The organism is Micromonospora auratinigra (assembly GCF_900089595.1).
In the GTDB taxonomy this organism is placed as follows: domain Bacteria; phylum Actinomycetota; class Actinomycetes; order Mycobacteriales; family Micromonosporaceae; genus Micromonospora; species Micromonospora auratinigra.
This window is the reverse complement of sequence record NZ_LT594323.1, coordinates 774,135-791,030: the sequence shown is the minus strand read 5'-3', so window position 1 is coordinate 791,030 and position 16,896 is coordinate 774,135. Positions and strand designations below refer to the sequence as shown.

Genomic DNA, 16,896 nt, shown 5'->3' with positions numbered 1-16,896 from the left:
TGGGGGCAGCTGCCGGTGGCTAGGATGGGAGCGTAAGCGGACAGGTGTCCGCATGGCCTCGACGTTAGCGGACACATGTCCGCTTAGCCAGCGAACAGGAGTGACATGGATCGCAGCCCTGATGACCGGTCACCATCCGGCGCGCAGCGGCGACCGAGCCGGCGCACCGATGCCGAACGCAACAGGACCCTCATCCTCGACGCCGCGCGCACCGCCCTGGAGCAGGATCCCGACGCCTCGATGCAGTCGATCGCCAAGCTCGCCGGCATCGGTCAGGGCACCTTGTACCGCAACTTTCCCCACCGCGAGGCGCTCGTCCTGGCAGTACACCGTCGCGACGTCCAGGCCCTCATCGACGCCGCACCCCGGCTGGCCGCCGGCAACCCTCCGCTCGCAGCGCTCCGGCGATGGCTGGACGAACTGGGCAGCTACGGCAGGATCAAGCACGGCCTGGCCGGCGCCCTCAACAGCTCCACCAGGGAACAGCTCGCCACCGAGGGGTACGACCCGGTCGTCGATGCCATGGGCACGTTGCTGCGCGCCTGCCAGCAGGCCGGCGAAGTCCGCGCCGACGTGACCGCTGACGACCTCCTGCTGCTGGTCGGCTTCCTCTGGCGCATCAGCCCGGACGAGAACTTCGAGACCCGCAGCAGCCACCTGCTCGACCTCGTCATGGACGCGCTGCGACGACCCGCCACGTAGCGTGGATCTCGCTCCGGCGACACCCGGAGTCCACACCGGACCAGGCTTGTCGGCCCGAAAGGGCCGCCGTCGTCGGACGGTGTCCACCACGCCGCAATCGGAAATCTGATGTCAACGCCGGTCCGACCACGCCGGCCAGCGGCCGGACGGCGCAACACACACCTCGACCCTGGATTGAGAGCATGATGTCCTCCTTCATCACCACGCCGATCACCGCCGAGCTGCTGCGCGGCGCGCTCGACGTGCAGCACACCGCGCGCGGTGTGCTGCCGCACCGGCTGCCCGCCTGGGCCCGCGCCCAGAACACCGACGGCCAGCTCGCCATGGTGGAGGCTCAGCCCGCCGGCGTGCGGCTGGTCCTGCGCACCCGCGCGACCGTGGTCGAGCTGGACACGCTGCCCACCCGATGGACCTACACCGGCCTGCCGTCCCGCCCGGACGGCGTGTACGACCTGCTCGTCGACGGTCACCTGACCGACCAGGCGACCGTCACCGGTGGCGACACGGTGACCATCGACATGGCCAGCGGGACCACCGAGCGCCGGTCCGGTCCGCCCGGCACCGTCCGCTTCACCGGCCTGCCCGACCGGATGAAGGACCTCGAGATCTGGCTGCCGCACCACGAGACCACCGAACTGGTCGCCCTGCGCACCGACGCCCCGGTGGCGCCCGTACCGGCGTCGGGTCGCCGGGTGTGGCTGCACCACGGCAGCTCCATCAGCCAGGGTTCCAACGCCACCAGCCCCACCGCCACCTGGCCGGTCGCCGCCGCGGCCCTGGGCGGCGTGGACCTGGTGAACCTCGGCTTCGGCGGCAGCGCGCTGCTCGACCCGTTCACCGCCCGCACCATGCGGGACACCCCGGCCGACCTGATCAGCGTGAAGATCGGCATCAACCTGGTCAACGCCGACGTGATGCGGCTGCGCGCCTTCACCCCGGCGGTGCACGGCTTCCTCGACACCATCCGCGACGGCCATCCCGGCACGCCGCTGCTGGTCGTCTCCCCGATCCACTGCCCGATCCACGAGGACACCCCCGGCCCGGGCACGTTCGACCTCGCCGCCCTCGCCACCGGCGAGGTGCGGTTCCGGGCGACCGGCGACCCGGCCGAGAAGGCGAGCGGCAAGCTCACCCTCGGCGTCATCCGGGAGGAGCTGGCCCGGATCACCGCCCAGCGGGCGGCCGACGACCCGAACCTGCACCACCTCGACGGCCTCGACCTCTACGGCGAGGCCGACTACGCCGAGCTGCCGCTACCCGACCAGCTCCACCCGGACACCGCCACCCACCGGCGCATCGCCGAACGCTTCGCGAAGCGGGTGTTCGGCGCCGACGGCCCCTTCGCGGGTCCCACCTCCTGACGGTCCGGGGCCGGCTGGCGAGGTAGCAGCCGTCGGCCAGGGTTGCCGGGCCGTCGGCCCGGCAACCCTGGCCTCGGACGTACGACATCCCGGGACCGTGGGCCTGATCCTGGCCGGCGACCTGGCCGTCGGTGTCGACCGATGCCGGATCGGCATGAACACCGCCAGTTTCGTCTTCGACCGCATGGCGGATCCCTGTCAGGGTCGAGTCCGGTCCGATCGACGCCGTCCGGCGTCGGCCACGTATCGACAAGGAGTGATCATGGTTTCTGCGGCACACCGACTGACGGCCACGGCGGCGGTGCTCTCCCTGGCCGCCTGCAGTCCCGCCGACGCCGCCGAGCAGCCGACGCGGGACAGCGCGGCGACCACCCCCGCGTCATCCGTGCCCGAACGGGAGCACGCGTTCCGTCAGCTGGAGGAGCGGTTCGACGCGCGGCTGGGGGTCTACGCGATCGACACCGGCACCGGTCGGACCGTGCAGTACCGGGCCGACGAACGGTTCGCGTACGCCTCGACGTTCAAGGCGCTCGCCGCCGCCGAGATCCTCGACGAGACCACCGACGCCGAGCTGGACCGGGTGGTGCGCTACTCGGCGGACGACCTGGTGACCTACTCACCGATCACCGAGCAGCACGTCGCCGAGGGCATGACGCTGCGCGCCATCGCGGACGCCGCCGTCCGGTACAGCGACAACACCGCGGCCAACCTGATGTTTCGTCACCTCGGCGGACCGCAGAAGATCGAGAAGGAACTGCGCGAGATCGGCGACAAGGTCACCGACCCCGCGCGCTACGAGACCGAACTCAACGAGGCACGGCCCGGCGACCGGCGCGACACCAGCACCCCCCGGGCCCTGGCCCACGACCTGCGGGCGTACGCCGTCGGGAACGCCCTCGACCCCGCGGACCGCGACATCCTCAACGGCTGGCTGCGGGGCAACACCACCGGCGGCGAACTGATCCGCGCCGGTGTCCCCGACGGCTGGGTCGTCGGCGACAAGACCGGCTCGGGCGGCTACGGCACCCGCAACGACATCGCGGTGATCTGGCCCCCGGACCGGGCGCCGATCGTCCTCGCGGTCCTGTCCAGCCGCGACGAGAAGGACGCCGACTACGACAACGCCCTCATCGCCGAGGCGACGAAGGCGGCGCTGGCCGACTGGTGACCGGCACCCGCCCGTCGCCGAGCGACCACCCGGACGTGTCGGACACCGCGGGGCGGCAGCGACCAGGACCCGGTCGGGCCTGCACCGCCGACCGGTCGGCATCGTCAACACGCTGCTGGCCGACGGCGAGCCCTCCGCGATCGACCGCTCCACCGACTCCGGCGACGCGTCCCTGCTGATCCTCGCAGCCGTCAACATCGCCATGGTGACGCTGGTCCGGCGGCACGAGCCACCGGCCAGGGCAACGCGCGTGGGCTAACCCCACCAGGGCAGGGTGCCCGTACGTAGATGGTCGTGCAGGGAGCGGGCGACCTGCGCCATCGTCGCCTCGCTGGCGGGTTGGGCGGCGGCGGGCACCCGGGAGGCGGTCAGCGCGGCGACCGCGTACGACTGCCCGTCCGCGTGCTCCACCACCCCCACCTCGTGGCGCAGGTGCAGCAGGGTGCCGGTCTTCGACGACCAGCGGGACGCGTCCGAGGTGAAGTCCGGGGCGAGCCGCTGCCGGTGCAGGTTGTCACCCAGCAGGGCGCGTACCCGGGCTGCGGTGGCCTCGTGGATCGTCGAGGGTCGCCAGAGGGCGTGCAGCAGGTCGACGAACGCCCGGGCCGATCCGGTGTTGGCGCGGGTGACGTCGAGCTGCGTGACCGGGTGGCCCTGCCCGGGGGTCGCCGCGCCGATGGCGAGGGAGTGGGCCAGGTGCACCTCGTCGGGGCCGAGACGTTCCGCCGGCGTGTCGGCGAGATCGCCCGCCCGGTGCCGTACGGCGATGCCGTCGACGCGCAGTCGCCGCAGCTCGGCGGCGACCGCGGCCGGCGGGACGAGGTCGAACAGGGCGTCGGCGGCGACGTTGTCGCTGATGCAGGTGCTCAGGTAGAGCAGGTCGTCCACGGCGATCCGCGCCGGGTGGCGGAACCGGCTCAGCCCGGTCGGGCCCGGTGTGGTGACCCGGCCGGGCGGGACGTCGACAGGAGTCGCCGGGTCCAGTTCCCCGCGCGCGATCCGCTCCAGCACGGCGACCGCCAGCGGCACCTTCACCAGCGACGCCACCGGGTACGAGAGCTCCGCGTCGAGGCCGATCTCCGCGCCGGTGTCGAGGTCACGTACCAGGAAGGCGCCGCGCAGCCCCGCCTCGTCGAGCAGGTCCCGGGCATTGCGGACGACCGCGATGGCGCTCATGTCGGATCTCCGGTCGAAAGGCTGCCGGGTGGGGATCCCTCGGGGGGCAACGGGTTGCCGTCGGCGGCGCCCAGGCAGTGTGCGATGTCCGCGTACAGGTCCGTGCTGAGCTGATCGAGGTCTGCGTGGACCCCGGCCGCCACGTCGTAGCCCCGCAGGAGCGGCGGACCGGACAGCGGGCACCAGTGCAATCCGAACTCCTCGGCCTGCTGACGGGAACAGAGCAGCAGGTCGAGAGAGCCGAGGGCCGCCGCCGCGGCGTCGACCAGCGATGGGGCGACCGCCACCTGCGACGGCGCCAGGCCGGCCGACTGCCCGGCGCGGGTCAGCGGGTCCCGCAGGTGCGCGACGTCGTCCTCGGGTTGGATCAGGATCCGCCGCCGGGCCTGGGTCCGGGCCCGTCCGCTGCGCAGCGTCTCCAGGAACACCGTCGGCGCCGGAAAGGGGGTCCGGGCGGCCAGCCCGAGCGGCACCCGCCAGGCCGCCGTCGCCTCCGCAACCGCCACGATCGCGGCACCGACCTCCAGGGTCCGGCAGAGCCGTTCCCGCTCGGGCGGGCCGGCCGGCCGTAGGTCCAGGTAGATCCGCTGCCGCCGGGCCGCGACCACCAGGTCGGCGAGGCGGCGCGGCGGGCAGATCTCGGGTACGGCGACCCGCAGCGGACGCAGCCGGGCCCGCTCGGCGTCGTCGGCCATGGCGTCGGCGAGGTCGATCAGGCGCCGCGCCGACGGCAGCATGTCCCGCCCGAACGACGTCAGCCGCACCGCCCGCGACGATCGGTCGAACAGCCGCCCCCCGAAGTGCTCCTCCAGGGCGGCGATACGGCGACTGGCAACCGACTGGGGAATGCCCGCTGCGGCGGCCCCGGACGTGAAGCTCCCGTGCCCGCTGACCGCGACGAAGGCCCGGCAGGCGGCGACCACATCCACCTGCCGAACCTATACCTGCAGCGGATGGACGACCTGGCGCGGCACCTGCCAGCATCAGGCCGAATCACCCGATGCCGGGCAGAGTGCCACAAGGTGAGGCAGATCATAAGGTAGCGACACCGACGTGCGGCCGTGCGCAGCGCTGTCTCGATCTCACGGGCGAGCAGAAAGCATTCACGGCGCGATCGCGGTCGCCTCCAGTTCGACGAGCACGTCGGGCTCGAAGAGGTGGTCCACCCCGATCAGCGACGCCGGCGGAAGGGGCCAGGGAAGGCCGAGATCCTCGACGACCGATTCGATGCCGGCCATGAACGGCCCGATCTTCTCGGGCGCCCAGTCGGTCACGTAGAAGGTCAACCGGACCACGTCCTCGAAGGAGGCGTCGGCTCCGGCGAGGGCCCTTCCGGTGTTGCGCAGCACCTGCGCGACCTGCCCGGTCAGGTCGCCCGGGGCGACCGGTGAGCCATCCGCCAGTCGGGCGATCTGACCGCTGACGTGGATGTGACGCGACCCGGTGGCGACCGCCACGTGCTCGTAGGGGGTGTGCGGCTGAAGACCGTCGGGGCTGAAGCGGGTGACAGGCATCGATTCTCCTCCACTGGAACCAACTCGGTTTACCATTGATACCTAGTTGACGGAGGACACTTCAAGGAGACCTGGTTTCATGCGCGATACCACCACCCCCCAGGTCGGCGAGCTGCGCATCGACGCGCCCCACCGCGAGTTGCTCGACCAGGTGCTGGACAAGTGGTCGCTCAGCGTTCTCAACGAACTGTGCGAGCGCCCGTGCCGGTTCAACGAGCTGCGCCGCGCGATTCCGGCGGTGACCCAGAAGTCGCTCACGGCGACGCTACGACGGCTCGAGCGCAACGGGATCATCGAACGCCACGTCGTGGCGACCCGCCCGGTCGCCGTGGAGTACCGGATCACCCGGCTGGGAAAGACCCTGCGCGCCCCGGTCGACACCCTCCTCGAGTGGGCCGACACCTACCTGCCGCAGATCGAACACGCCCGCACGGCGTTCGACGCCGGGATCGGGTGACGGATGCGGGCCGCGGCCATCACCGGGAGGCGGCCCGCTTGACGTCCATCAGCTCGAGCACCTCGTCGCCGAGTCCGTGGATCGCGATGTCGTCACGGTGGCTCTCCCACCTTTCGCGGTCGAGCACCAGGTTGATCTGCTCCTGGCGGGCACCGTCGAAAGCCCGGATCGTGGTGCCGTTCGACCGGTAGCCGAGCGACCACGAGACTCCCAGCGACGGCGCGTTGGTGGACCAGGCGGCGGAGTCGGCGCGATCCGCTCCCAGTCCGGCGAACGCGAGGTGCAGGATGGCGGCCCGCATCTCCTTGCCGTGACCACGCCCCTGGAACCGCCGCGCGATCCATGATCCCGTCGAGACGGTTCCAGTGATCCCGAAGTCCTGCGCGCCGATCTCCTGCACGCCGACGCAGGCGCCATCGACCTTCACCGCCATCACCAGGTTCCATCTGCTCGGCCGCCAGTCCGCCAGGGACGCCCAGTAGTACCGCAGGAACGACCGCTCGGCCTGGGGAGACGGCCCCGACTCCCATCCCGCCACCGGCGAACGCGCCAGAAAGCGGCTCTGCGGATCGTAGATGCCGGCTGCCGCACGGATCGCCAGTTCGGCGAGCTCGTCCTCACCCGGCACCGCCAGCTCGAGCGCGGACGTCGTCACCCGCAGACGGCGCACGGGCCAGATATCGGCCAATGTCATCCGATCATCATGCCCTGCCCCTGCCGCCACGCACCCGGGCGAATCGTACTGATCACCTGACACCATGCGGTCGGCGGAGGAATCGTCGCCCGCCCGCGCGGGCGATCACTGTCCAGCGGTGCTGAGCTCGGCATCGGCTCGACGACGGCTCGTATAACATTCCAGGTCGTGCGCAGGTTCTTCACGGTCGGGAGTCGGAGTCTCTCCTATCTGGACTTCGGTGGTCCGGGCGCTCCCCTGCTGGCTCTTCACGGGCACTACAACGAGGCGTCAGCATTCGCACCGCTGGCCGAGGCGTTGGCACCCCGATGGCGGGTGATCGCACTCGATCAGCGCGGGCACGGAGCATCGGACCGCGCCGAGAGCTATGACCGTGACGACTACGTCGCCGACGTCGCCGCCTTCCACCGACATCTGGAGGTCGGTCCTGCGGTGCTGCTGGGCCACTCACTCGGCGGTGTGAACGCCTACCAGTACGCCGGGCGGTACGCGGACCGGGTCACCGCGCTGATCGTCGAGGACATCGGCGCGGTCGTGGACGTCGACTGGTCGTTCACGACCAGTCTCCCCCGCCACGCGCCGTCGCGCGCCGCGCTGGCCTCGGCGCTGGGCCCGGCGATGCCCTACCTGGAGTGTTCCGTCCGCCGGTCCGAAGACGGCTGGGGTTTCTCGTTCGACCTCGGCGACACGGTCGCGTCCCAGAAGGCACTCAGCGGTGACCACTGGAAGGACTGGGTTGCGGTGGGCTGCCCCACTCTCCTGATTCGTGGCACACGCAGCGATGAACTGGCGGGGGACCACGCTCGCGAGATGATCGCTCGCCGCGCCGGCCAGGCTCGTCTCGTCGAACTGCCCGCCGGTCACGTGGTGCATCACGACGCTCAGGCACAGTTCGCCGCCGCGGTCAGCGCCTTCCTGTCCGGGCTCGGCTGAGCGCGCCATGGGGGTGCCAGCTGTCCGGCTCACGGCACGACCACAGGGAATGATGTCTCCAACGCGTCCCTGGGCTTCTCGAGGACGTAGGGCGGACGCTGGTCAAACGTGAGGTAGTGGTCGTGGTTGTCCGGACCGACGGCCTCGTCGGGGCGGCCCTGGATCGCCGGCGCGACGAACCCGAGGTGGAGCTGCCGGGTCGCCCCCGCCCCGAGGTCCGGCACCGTACATCGCAGCACGAGCGCCTCTACGTCGGCGGCGACCGTGCAACCGGTCCACCCGTCGCCGGCCGGCCGCACCTGAGCCGGTACGAACACCGCCAGCTCGGCGCGGGGCACGTCGAGGGTGCCGCCGTTATGGACGGTGACGGTCAGCTCACCCGCGTACCCGCCGCTCGCGCGGTGGAAGGTCAAGGCACCCGACCGCACGGACAACGCGGCTGCCGGCGGATCGGCGGGGAACGAGGTCGGCCCGGCCACCTGCCGGAACCGGTCCCCCGCCAGCCGTACACGCGCCACTGCTGGGGCACGAACTGGGCGCCGCCGTCGGTCACCTCGGCGAGGACCTGCACCGCGATCCGGCCGCCGGCGCGGGCCTCGATCGCGGTCAGCATTGCCGGCCCGTCCTGCGTCCCGACCACCCGGCCCAGCGGCAGCAACTGCCCACCGGACCGCCGGAAGGCGACCACCTGCTCGGCCGGCGACTCCGTGCCCTCACCACACTTCAGGTGGGCCACGTAGTCGTCCCTGCCGTCGCCGTCCACGTCCGTGGTGACCCACGACAGCACGTTCACCGGCCGCGTCCCCGCCCCCCGGTAGTACTGACCGTCGACGATCCGCACCCGGCCGGTGACGCAGGTGGTGCCGGTGGTGCCCCAGGTCGGCACCGTGACGGTGGCGTTCGCGAACGGACCGGAGCCCGGCGCCGGTGTCTGGACGTACGAGGGAAGGGTGGTGGGCTGCGGCGCGACCGACGTCGACGTCGCGGGCGGACCCGGCGGTGACGGGGCGACCCGGTTCATGTCGATCACCACGGCCGAGGCGACAACCGTCGCGGCGAGCGCGGTGGCCACGCCGGCGGCGGCCCGCCGCCGGGCCACCCGGCGCGAGGACGCCAGCACCCGGGCGTGCAGATCGACCGGCGCGACCTCCTCGGCGATGTGTGCCAGACCGGTACGCAGCTCATCGAGGTCGTTCATCGGAGGCCTCCCGTCGCGGACGCGTCATTGAGCTCGGGTGCGACAGCGCGCAGTCGGGCCAGGGCCCGGGCGGTCTGGCTCTTGACCGTCCCGACGGTCACCCCCAGCATCTCGGCCGCCTGCGCCTCGGAGAGGTCCTCGAAGAACCGCAGCACCACGACGGCACGCTGTCTGACCGGCAGCTGCGCCAGAGCCAGCCGCAAGGACAGTCGCAGCGCGGTCAGCTCGGCGTGGTCGGGCTCCGCCCGCTCGGACCGTTGCGGGGTGGCACCGGTGAACGACTCGGCCGGGCGGCGCCGCCGCCACCGGGAGATCTGCAGGTGGTACATCGCCTTACGGGTGTACGCCTCGGCGTTGCCGAGTTCGCGCACGCGTCGCCAGGCGCGATGGGTACGCACCAGCGCGCTCTGCACCAGGTCCTCCGCGAGGTGCTGGTCCCCGGTCAGCAGATATGCCGAACGCAGCAGCGCGGGCGTTCGCGCCCGCACGAACGCCTCGAACTCGTCCGGTCCTGAATCCACGTGGCTGCCCCCGCTCGGCTGAAGGATCCCGTACCAGCAAATACGCCGCCCGGCACGGAATGGTTGTCAGCCACCGCGCAGCGCCGAGACGCGGATCAGGACCGGATGACCACCACCACCGCCGGCTGACCGGGAGCCCTCGGCGCGCCCCATCACGCCGGTGTGACGCCTCTGCTCGGCACTCGCCGCAGCTCGGTCGATTGAAGATGTTATCGATAACATGCTATCTTTTGCCGCACGGGCGAAGGGCACGCTCGCGTTCACCGATCCAGCCGGCACGGCGCGCCGAGGGGCAGGCCACCCGCACCGCCTCGCCGGTGGGTGACCAGTCCGGGCGTTCCGCGGGGCGGGGCGGCCACCCGTGGTCGCCGGTCGACGCCGGTCCGGTCATCCGCCTCCCCTCCATGCCGTCGCGGCGATCCCGGCACCGCCGGACGGCCGCACCCCACGCGCGGGGCCCGGGCCACCACGCCCGCCGGTCGGCGCGCAGCGGGCACCGCCATGCCCATCCGGCGGCGCCGGAGAAGGCCGCCAGCACGTCGCTGACCCGTCGATGGCGGAGCGCGCCCAGCCACCGGACCGGCCTCGCCCGACACCACCGGCACACCACGACCAATGGCAAGGAGCCAAGCAGACATGAAACGGAGACACCTTCTTTCGTCCCTCTCGGCCACGGCGGTTCTCCTGGCCGCGACTGTCGGTGGCGCGTGGAGCGCAAGCTCGGGCAACGCGGCGCAGGCCGCGACGACCGGCACCCTCGCCGCGACCGCAGGCTGCGGCAGGGCGCCGACGCTCACCAGCGGTACCCGCACGATCCAGAGCGGCGGACAGAACCGGAGCTACATCCTGCGCATCCCGGACGGGTACGACCGGAACCGCCCGTACCGGTTGGTGGTCGGCTTCCACTGGCTGAACGGCTCGGCGAACGCCGTCGCCTCAGCCGGCTACTACGGGCTCGCACCGCTGGCGAACAACAGCACGATCTTCGTCGCGCCCCAGGGCATCGACGCCGGCTGGGCCAACACGAACGGTCGGGACCTGACCCTCTTCGACAACATCCTCCAGCAGGTCGAGGGTGATCTCTGCGTCGACACCAGCCAGCGCTTCGTGCTCGGCTGGAGCTACGGCGGGGCGATGAGCTATGCCGTGGCGTGCGCCCGGCCCACCGTCGTGCGGGCGGTCGCGGTCCTGTCCGGCGCCAACCTCAGCGGATGCAACGGCGGTACCCAGGCCGTCCCGTACTTCGGCATCCACGGCACCCACGACAGCGTGCTGAACATCTCCCTGGGTCGGTCGCTGCGCGACACGTTCGTCCGGAACAACGGCTGCACCGCGCAGAACCCGCCCGAGCCGGGCCAGGGCAGCCTGAGCCACATCACCACCGTCTACTCCGGCTGCCGGTCCGGTTACCCGGTGCAGTGGGCCGCGTTCGACGGTGACCACACCCCCAGCCCGGTCGACGGGTCGGCCAGCCCCAACGACTCACGGACCTGGACCTCGGGAGAGATCTGGCGGTTCTTCACCCAGTTCCAGTCCACCACCACGCCACCCACGACCGCACCCCCGACGACCGCGCCGCCCACCACCACTCCGCCGACCACCGCTCCCCCGACCACGCCTCCGCCGACCGGCTGCGTCGCCACGTACCGGACGGTGAACAGCTGGCCCGGCGGTTTCCAGGCCGAGGTCACCGTGGCCAACCCCACCGCCACCACGATCAACGGCTGGACGGTACGGCTGACCCTGGCCGGCGGTCAGGCCATCAGCAGCCTGTGGAACGGCACCAGCACGGGCACCACCGGCGACGTCACCGTGCGAAACGCGCCCTACAACGGCGCGCTGGGCGGGAACACCTCGACCACCTTCGGGTACACCGCCACCGGCGACGGCGCCACTGGGGCCAGCAACATCACCTGCACCAGCCCCTGAACGCGGCACTGCCGCGGGCCCGGTGCCGTCCGGCACCGGGCCTGCGGCGCACAGATCCGGGCCCGTGAGCACACCGATGCGCGCCTCGTCGAATGCTCCGGGGAGATCGGTGACGAGCCAGACTCCGTCGAGGCGGGCCAGGTACTCCTCGAACGACGCCGGGTGGCCGTCGTGTCCGGCGGTGCCGCCCGACGGTGGCCGCTGGCCCTCCGCGACGAACCCGTAGGCCGCGCGCGCATCGCCGCACAGGAAGAGGTTTCCCAGGCATCTGTCGTCGCCACCGTAGATCACCGCGTACCCGGCCACCTGGGTGCTGTGCGGCCGGGGTTGGCACGGTCCAGCACCGGCTCCCGCCGGACCGTGCCACAGATCAGGTTGTGGACGAAGGCACCTCCCTGGCTGCACAGCTCCAGCGCGGTCACCGCCGGGGGGCCGCCGGCCCCGGTACGGCTCGGCTGCGCGGCCGGCGCCGGCGGTTTGCCTGCCCCGGCCGAACCAGCGCGACCGGGTCAGTCCTGACCGCTGGTCGGATCGCTGCCCATGGCGCTCGGGTCGTAGGCCAGGAGTTCCCAGCTGTGGCCATCCGGGTCGTCGATCGCCCGGTTGTACAGCCAACCCAGGTCCTGGGCCGGGCGTGGCTCGGTGGCCCCGGCGGCGAGCGCCGCGTCCGCGAAGCGGTCGACCTCCTCGCGCGACCCCGCGGCAAGGGCGTTGATCGCCTCGATCGCGCCCCGCGCGACGGGCCGCTCGGTGAACGTCGCGAACTGCTCGGGTGTCATCTGTTGCACGGCGATCGCCTCGCTGAGCACCACCTGAGCGGAGGTGTCGTCGGTGAACTGCGGATTGATCGTGCCACCCATCGCCGTGTAGACCTGCTTGCTCACCTCCAGGTCGGCGACCGGCAGGTTGACGTAGATCTGGGTGTAAGCCATCTCAGGTGCCTTCCATGACGTTCCGTCGGGCCGGTGTGCTCCGGCGTCGACACCACGCTATGGGCGTACCTCGGTGTCGGTCTTGTACAGGAGCGACAGCACCTCGTCGGCGTCGGGCCGCCGCAACTGGGTCGCCGTACGTCCCAGGAACCGGGTCAACGATCGCGCCATGTGCGGCTGGTCGTGGTAGCCGACCTGCGCCACCACCTCGCTCGCCGCCGCGCCCCGGATCAGGAGGATCGCCGCCTTCCTGGCCCGCTCGATCTGCCGGATCGTGCCCTGGGTCAGTCCGGCCGCCGCGACCACCCGGCGCTGTACGGATCGAGGCGTGACCAAGGTGGTCGTGTCCCCGCGCAGAACATCGGTGACCAGCGGATCACGGACCAGCAGCCCTACCCGGACCAGGCGTTCCACGAAGGTTTCGGCGTTGTCGTAGGTCGGTAGCTGCCACTGGTCGCCCTGTAGGACGAAGGTGCGTGCCGTGGTGTGCGGGCTCGGCACCATGGTGTCGACGAGGCCCGACACCGGCATCGGCGCCAGGAACGCGCCGTGGCGGAAGATGATCCCGAAGGTTTCGCCGGCATCGGAGGCCAGGTCCAGGACCGTGGGCATCGTCTCCGGACCCCGTACGGCCACACTCGTCTCGCCCCGGTGGTGCCAGGCCACGAGCTCCCAGTTCGAGTTCGCGATCGACCGCAGCCGCGCCGGCAGCGGGCCGGACACCGGCCCCGCACGGTAGACCCGCTCGACGTACGGAGAATCGGACGGACGCTGCTCGACACCCAGACCCGGATCCAGGCTGGGGTCGACCGTCACGACCAGGAACGTAGCATGACCAGGGACGCAGCCCGGCAGTCGCCGCAGGGCCAGCAGGTGAGCGCCGACGTCGCCAACTACCACTGGGCCACGAGCGTCCAGAAGGTCCGCGCGGCGGTCGGGACCACCGTCAGCTCGGATCGGTCCCCGGGCGACCGTACCGCTCGGCGGCGCGTGCCCTGGCCTTCGCGGCCTCCACCTGCCGGTCGCGGGGAGGCGCCTTGGTCACGAGGCTGTCCAGCAGGGTTCGGGTGACCGCCGTGACGGCACGGACCGCCTCTTCGAAGGCCTCCTCGTTGGCCGCGGACGGCCGGGTCGTGCCGCTGACCTTGCGCACGTACTGGATAGCGGCGGCCTCGATCTCGTCCTCGGTCGCCGGCGGCTCGAAGTTGTGGAGCACGCGGATGTTCCTGCACATCCCTCCACCATGCCACGCGACGGGCAGAACGACGGCTCGAGCCACGTCGCCGCGGCTCGAGCCCATCATGATCGCGCGTTCCGAAGAGGGCCGTACCTCCTGCTGAGCCGGTGGTCGCGGTCTCACGCCGGGGCAGGCGGTCCGGGGACGGCCCCCGGGCGGGAGCCGTCCCCGGACCTCGCGGTCAGGCCGGTGTCACCAGGTCACCGGTTCCCGTTGACGACCGGCGGCGCCAGACCGACGTACGTCGACGCGGCCCGGTCGCCGACCACCGCCACGTCGAGCGTGCAGGTGTCGAGCCACTCCGGGGTGACCCTGGCCTGCAGGCAGACGGACTCGGCCCGCTTACGGACGTCGTCGGTGAGGTTGCCGGCGAAGAACGGCGCCGACGGGTTGCCCGAGGCGACGGTGGCGCAGGGGGCGAGCAGGGTCCGCAGCGGGTTCACCCGCCAACTCGCGCCGAACTTCTGGTACAGCTCGTCGAAGGAGAGCGGGACGGCGTACCGGGTGCCGTCCCTGCCGGCGAGGAGCTTGGGGTCGCCTCCCGGGTTGCCGAGCAGGCCGACCGCCTGGGTCGCCGAGCTGCCGAGGCCGACCGCGACGTCGATGTAGCCGCTGTTGACCGTCACCCGGATGCTGTTGCCGCTCTGGTCGGTCACCACGTAGACGTTGCCGACCCGGTGGATGTCCACGCCGGAGGGCAGGTGCAGCGCGCCCTCGGACTGGATGTCGGTGGTCCGTCCGTCGACCACGAGACTCTTGCCGTCACACAGGGCCACCTTGGTGGTGCCCATCCTCGTGGCGACCGAGCGGTCGACCGAGGCGTTGGGCCAGGTCGGTGCCCCGGATACCTTCCGGGTCTGCACCTCGAAGCCGCTGCCCGCCTGCGCCTCGACGAAGTCCCCGGAGGCCTGGAAGTCGTAGAGCAGGCCGGCGAAGGTGTGCTGGTGGGTGTCGCCGACGACGGTGGCCGCCGCGCAGTTCGTCGCCGCGCCGCCGGTGGTGTTCTCCACGAACACGACGGCCGGGCCGGGCGGGGTGAACGACGGTGCGGGTGTGCCGAAGTCGAGGTTGTTGGTCTCGCCGGTGAAGCCCTGCGCCGCGCAGACGGGTGCGGCCGTGCCGCCGTAGGTGATCCTCGTGCGTACGTTCAGGGAGGCGCCGGAGTTGAAGGTGGCCTGACCACCGCCGTCGGCGTTACCGCCGTAGCCGAACACGTTGAACTCGGACACGGTCCAGCCGGCCGCCGCGTTGACGGAGTTGGAGCCGCCCGCCGTGTACGCGGTCGCGCCCACGAACAGGGTGGCGCTGTCACTGCTCGCGCTGACCGTGCCCGTCAACCGAAGCGCTCCGAGGTTGGTGATCGGCTGGTCGGGCACCGGCGTCGCTCCCGGGCTGTTGCGGTAGCAGTAGATGTCGGGGTCGCCGGTGAACGAGAACTGGGTCCAGCCGCCGGCCGGGCACGCCGCGTTGTACTGCAGCAGCCAGTACTGGATGAACACCAGCCCGCTGGAGCCGTCGTTGGCGTAGACGAACTGCTCCCAGCCGCGGCAGCCCGGGTTCGGCGATCCGGCGCAGGCCGTACTCGCGAAGAAGTCGGTGTTGATCTGCAGGGTGTAGGCGTCGGCGACCGGTGGCCCGGCGTTGGCGATGGGCGAGCTCTCGCTCGTCACGTTCACGATGTTCTCGAACGTGCCGGACGACTCGGAGATGAAGCCGCTCGGCGCCTGCGCGGAGATGTCGTTGCCGCTCCCCACCACCAGCGGCCGAATACTGTGCTTGGGCGTCATCGGCAGGTCCGGGGCCGCGGCACAGCTGGTCCGGTGCCAGGCCAACCGGGGGTAGTCGGCGGTGAAGCAGCCCCGCGCCGACGGTTGGGGCACCTTCGTGATCTCCGACTGCCACGCCTTCAGCCCGGCGGACGACGGTGCCGCGTCCGCCAGTCGGGCGGGCCCGCCCAGCATGAGCAGGACCGCCAGGGTGGTGACGCCGGCCAACCGCCGGGTCGTGCCGCGTGTTCGCGCAAACAGCCCCATAGTCGTTCCCTTCACCAGCCGGCAGCCGAGTCGCCGGACAGGACAAAGAGAAGCATCTATGTGTACGGCTGCGGCCGTTGTGACGTCGTTGTGACAAGCGACGGCGCGTGGTCGTCGGATCTCGGACCCCCCACGGTGGCACGCCCTCCGGCGGGCCGGACCGCGAGCATGCAACCGACCGGACGGGGGAAACGTCCCGGCATGGCGACCTACACCGATCCCGAACTGCGGGAGAAACTGAAGGCGCAGATCCGTGATTCCGACAAGGGAGGGCGGAAAGGGCAGTGGTCGGCACGGAAGTCGCAGCTGCTCACGCAGGAGTACAAGCGGCAGGGCGGCGGATTCGAGGGCCCCAGGGACCAGCGGCAGCGCTCCCTGCAGCGGTGGGGTGCGCAGGACTGGCAGACCGAGGACGGCTCCACCCGAGCCCGACAGAACGGCGAGACCCGCCGCTACCTGCCCAGGCGGGCGTGGCAGCAGTTGTCCGAGCCGGAGCGGCAGGCCACCGAGAACCGCAAGCGACGCGCATCGCGGACCGGGCGGCAGTACGTCGCCAACACCGCTCCGGCGAAACGCGCCCGCAAGGAGGCCACGTCACCCCGAGGGCTGACGGACCTGCCGGTCGCCGAGGCGGGCAGGCTCGTGCGCGGCCTCGACACCCGGGACCTGCGCGCCGCGCTGCGACGCGAGCGACGCGGCAAGGCCCGCAAGACTCTCCTGCAGCGCATGGAATCGGAACTGCGACGACGCTGAGGCTCGGGTCATCTGCCGATCGGATCCCGGTCGTCGTCGATCCGCCGTGGCACCGAGGTGCCGCGGATCGGTACCCGGGAGCCGGGAACGGCGCGGTCCGCGCCGGCGAGCCGGACGGGCATCCCCCGGGCGTCCGTGACGGGCGTGTCCCCTGCCGAGCTGCCGGCCGTCCATTGGGGAGGGCGTGGGGCATGGCATCATGAGACGGAGCCGAGTTCCGGGCACAGGGCAACCTCAGGGCACCGCCATCGATTCCCGAAGGGAATGTGCTCATGCGCATCCGGCTCC

The 16,896-nt window shown here is 71.6% G+C and carries 18 protein-coding genes; 7 read left to right on the top strand and 11 right to left on the bottom strand.

The features are described from left to right. The first annotated feature begins 105 nt into the window (after positions 1–105). The 3 genes from GA0070611_RS03615 (at position 106) to bla (ending at position 3,231) form a co-directional block, all read left to right on the top strand. Positions 106–702 (top strand): TetR/AcrR family transcriptional regulator, encoded by a 597-nt coding sequence (locus GA0070611_RS03615; RefSeq protein WP_091657339.1) that lies wholly within the window; start codon positions 106–108, stop codon positions 700–702. Positions 703–884: 182 nt separating this feature from the next. Beyond that, complete coding sequence (locus tag GA0070611_RS03610) at positions 885–2,063, top strand: GDSL-type esterase/lipase family protein (protein ID WP_197675845.1); 1,179 nt, start codon at positions 885–887, stop codon at positions 2,061–2,063. Between the two features lie 262 nt (positions 2,064–2,325). Beyond that, positions 2,326–3,231: a class A beta-lactamase gene (gene bla, locus GA0070611_RS03605; RefSeq protein ID WP_091672401.1), complete on the top strand. Its 906-nt coding sequence runs from the start codon at positions 2,326–2,328 to the stop codon at positions 3,229–3,231. Between the two features lie 255 nt (positions 3,232–3,486). On the opposite strand, the gene GA0070611_RS03600 is transcribed toward bla, so the two are convergent. The 3 genes from GA0070611_RS03600 to GA0070611_RS03590 all read right to left on the bottom strand — a co-directional run bounded on the left by GA0070611_RS03600 (position 3,487) and on the right by GA0070611_RS03590 (position 5,921). Next, complete coding sequence (locus GA0070611_RS03600; protein ID WP_091657335.1) at positions 3,487–4,407, bottom strand: serine hydrolase; 921 nt, start codon at positions 4,405–4,407, stop codon at positions 3,487–3,489. Continuing rightward, entirely contained in the window at positions 4,404–5,336 is a 933-nt protein-coding gene (locus GA0070611_RS03595) for a LysR family transcriptional regulator (RefSeq protein WP_091657332.1), read from the bottom strand. Before GA0070611_RS03595 ends, GA0070611_RS03600 begins: the two co-directional genes overlap by 4 nt. 174 nt (positions 5,337–5,510) lie before the next feature. After that, positions 5,511–5,921: a RidA family protein gene (locus GA0070611_RS03590; RefSeq protein ID WP_091657329.1), complete on the bottom strand. Its 411-nt coding sequence runs from the start codon at positions 5,919–5,921 to the stop codon at positions 5,511–5,513. 79 nt (positions 5,922–6,000) lie between these two features. On the opposite strand from GA0070611_RS03590, the gene GA0070611_RS03585 reads away from it, so the two are divergent. Next, positions 6,001–6,378, top strand: coding sequence for a winged helix-turn-helix transcriptional regulator (locus tag GA0070611_RS03585; RefSeq protein WP_091657326.1), 378 nt, complete (start codon positions 6,001–6,003; stop codon positions 6,376–6,378). Between the two features lie 19 nt (positions 6,379–6,397). Here the strand turns inward: GA0070611_RS03585 and GA0070611_RS03580 are convergent, their stop codons facing one another. Next, positions 6,398–7,072: a GNAT family N-acetyltransferase gene (locus GA0070611_RS03580; RefSeq protein WP_157740193.1), complete on the bottom strand. Its 675-nt coding sequence runs from the start codon at positions 7,070–7,072 to the stop codon at positions 6,398–6,400. A 168-nt stretch (positions 7,073–7,240) separates the two neighbouring features. Here GA0070611_RS03580 and GA0070611_RS03575 point away from each other — a divergent pair, with 168 nt between their 5' ends. Next, entirely contained in the window at positions 7,241–8,005 is a 765-nt protein-coding gene (locus tag GA0070611_RS03575; RefSeq protein WP_091657318.1) for an alpha/beta fold hydrolase, read from the top strand. Positions 8,006–8,034: 29 nt separating this feature from the next. Here GA0070611_RS03575 and GA0070611_RS03570 read toward each other — a convergent pair whose 3' ends face one another. Genes GA0070611_RS03570 through GA0070611_RS03560 form a run of 3 tightly spaced genes read right to left on the bottom strand, consistent with a single transcriptional unit; the run spans position 8,035 to position 9,724 of the window. After that, the gene (locus GA0070611_RS03570; RefSeq protein ID WP_157740191.1) at positions 8,035–8,418 is read right to left on the bottom strand and encodes a hypothetical protein; all 384 of its coding nucleotides are present in this window, start codon (positions 8,416–8,418) and stop codon (positions 8,035–8,037) included. Continuing rightward, positions 8,415–9,203: a hypothetical protein gene (locus GA0070611_RS03565; protein WP_091657309.1), complete on the bottom strand. Its 789-nt coding sequence runs from the start codon at positions 9,201–9,203 to the stop codon at positions 8,415–8,417. Before GA0070611_RS03565 ends, GA0070611_RS03570 begins: the two co-directional genes overlap by 4 nt. Further along, a complete protein-coding gene (locus GA0070611_RS03560; RefSeq protein WP_091657304.1) occupies positions 9,200–9,724 on the bottom strand; it encodes a SigE family RNA polymerase sigma factor in 525 nt (174 codons plus the stop codon). Before GA0070611_RS03560 ends, GA0070611_RS03565 begins: the two co-directional genes overlap by 4 nt. 636 nt (positions 9,725–10,360) lie before the next feature. On the opposite strand from GA0070611_RS03560, the gene GA0070611_RS03555 reads away from it, so the two are divergent. Beyond that, positions 10,361–11,653: a cellulose binding domain-containing protein gene (locus GA0070611_RS03555; protein ID WP_231921311.1), complete on the top strand. Its 1,293-nt coding sequence runs from the start codon at positions 10,361–10,363 to the stop codon at positions 11,651–11,653. Between the two features lie 509 nt (positions 11,654–12,162). Here GA0070611_RS03555 and GA0070611_RS03550 read toward each other — a convergent pair. The 4 genes from GA0070611_RS03550 to GA0070611_RS03535 form a co-directional block, all read right to left on the bottom strand. Continuing rightward, positions 12,163–12,585: a VOC family protein gene (locus GA0070611_RS03550; RefSeq protein WP_091657290.1), complete on the bottom strand. Its 423-nt coding sequence runs from the start codon at positions 12,583–12,585 to the stop codon at positions 12,163–12,165. 57 nt (positions 12,586–12,642) lie between these two features. After that, positions 12,643–13,485 (bottom strand): helix-turn-helix domain-containing protein, encoded by an 843-nt coding sequence (locus GA0070611_RS03545; protein WP_197675844.1) that lies wholly within the window; start codon positions 13,483–13,485, stop codon positions 12,643–12,645. A 46-nt stretch (positions 13,486–13,531) separates the two neighbouring features. Next, positions 13,532–13,819: a DUF2277 domain-containing protein gene (locus tag GA0070611_RS03540; RefSeq protein ID WP_091657285.1), complete on the bottom strand. Its 288-nt coding sequence runs from the start codon at positions 13,817–13,819 to the stop codon at positions 13,532–13,534. Positions 13,820–14,022: 203 nt separating this feature from the next. Then, on the bottom strand, positions 14,023–15,816 hold the full coding sequence (locus tag GA0070611_RS03535) for a VWD domain-containing protein (RefSeq protein ID WP_157740189.1): 1,794 nt from the start codon (positions 15,814–15,816) through the stop codon (positions 14,023–14,025). 240 nt (positions 15,817–16,056) lie between these two features. On the opposite strand from GA0070611_RS03535, the gene GA0070611_RS03530 reads away from it, so the two are divergent. After that, positions 16,057–16,608, top strand: coding sequence for a hypothetical protein (locus GA0070611_RS03530; RefSeq protein ID WP_091657277.1), 552 nt, complete (start codon positions 16,057–16,059; stop codon positions 16,606–16,608). Positions 16,609–16,896 lie beyond the last annotated feature (288 nt).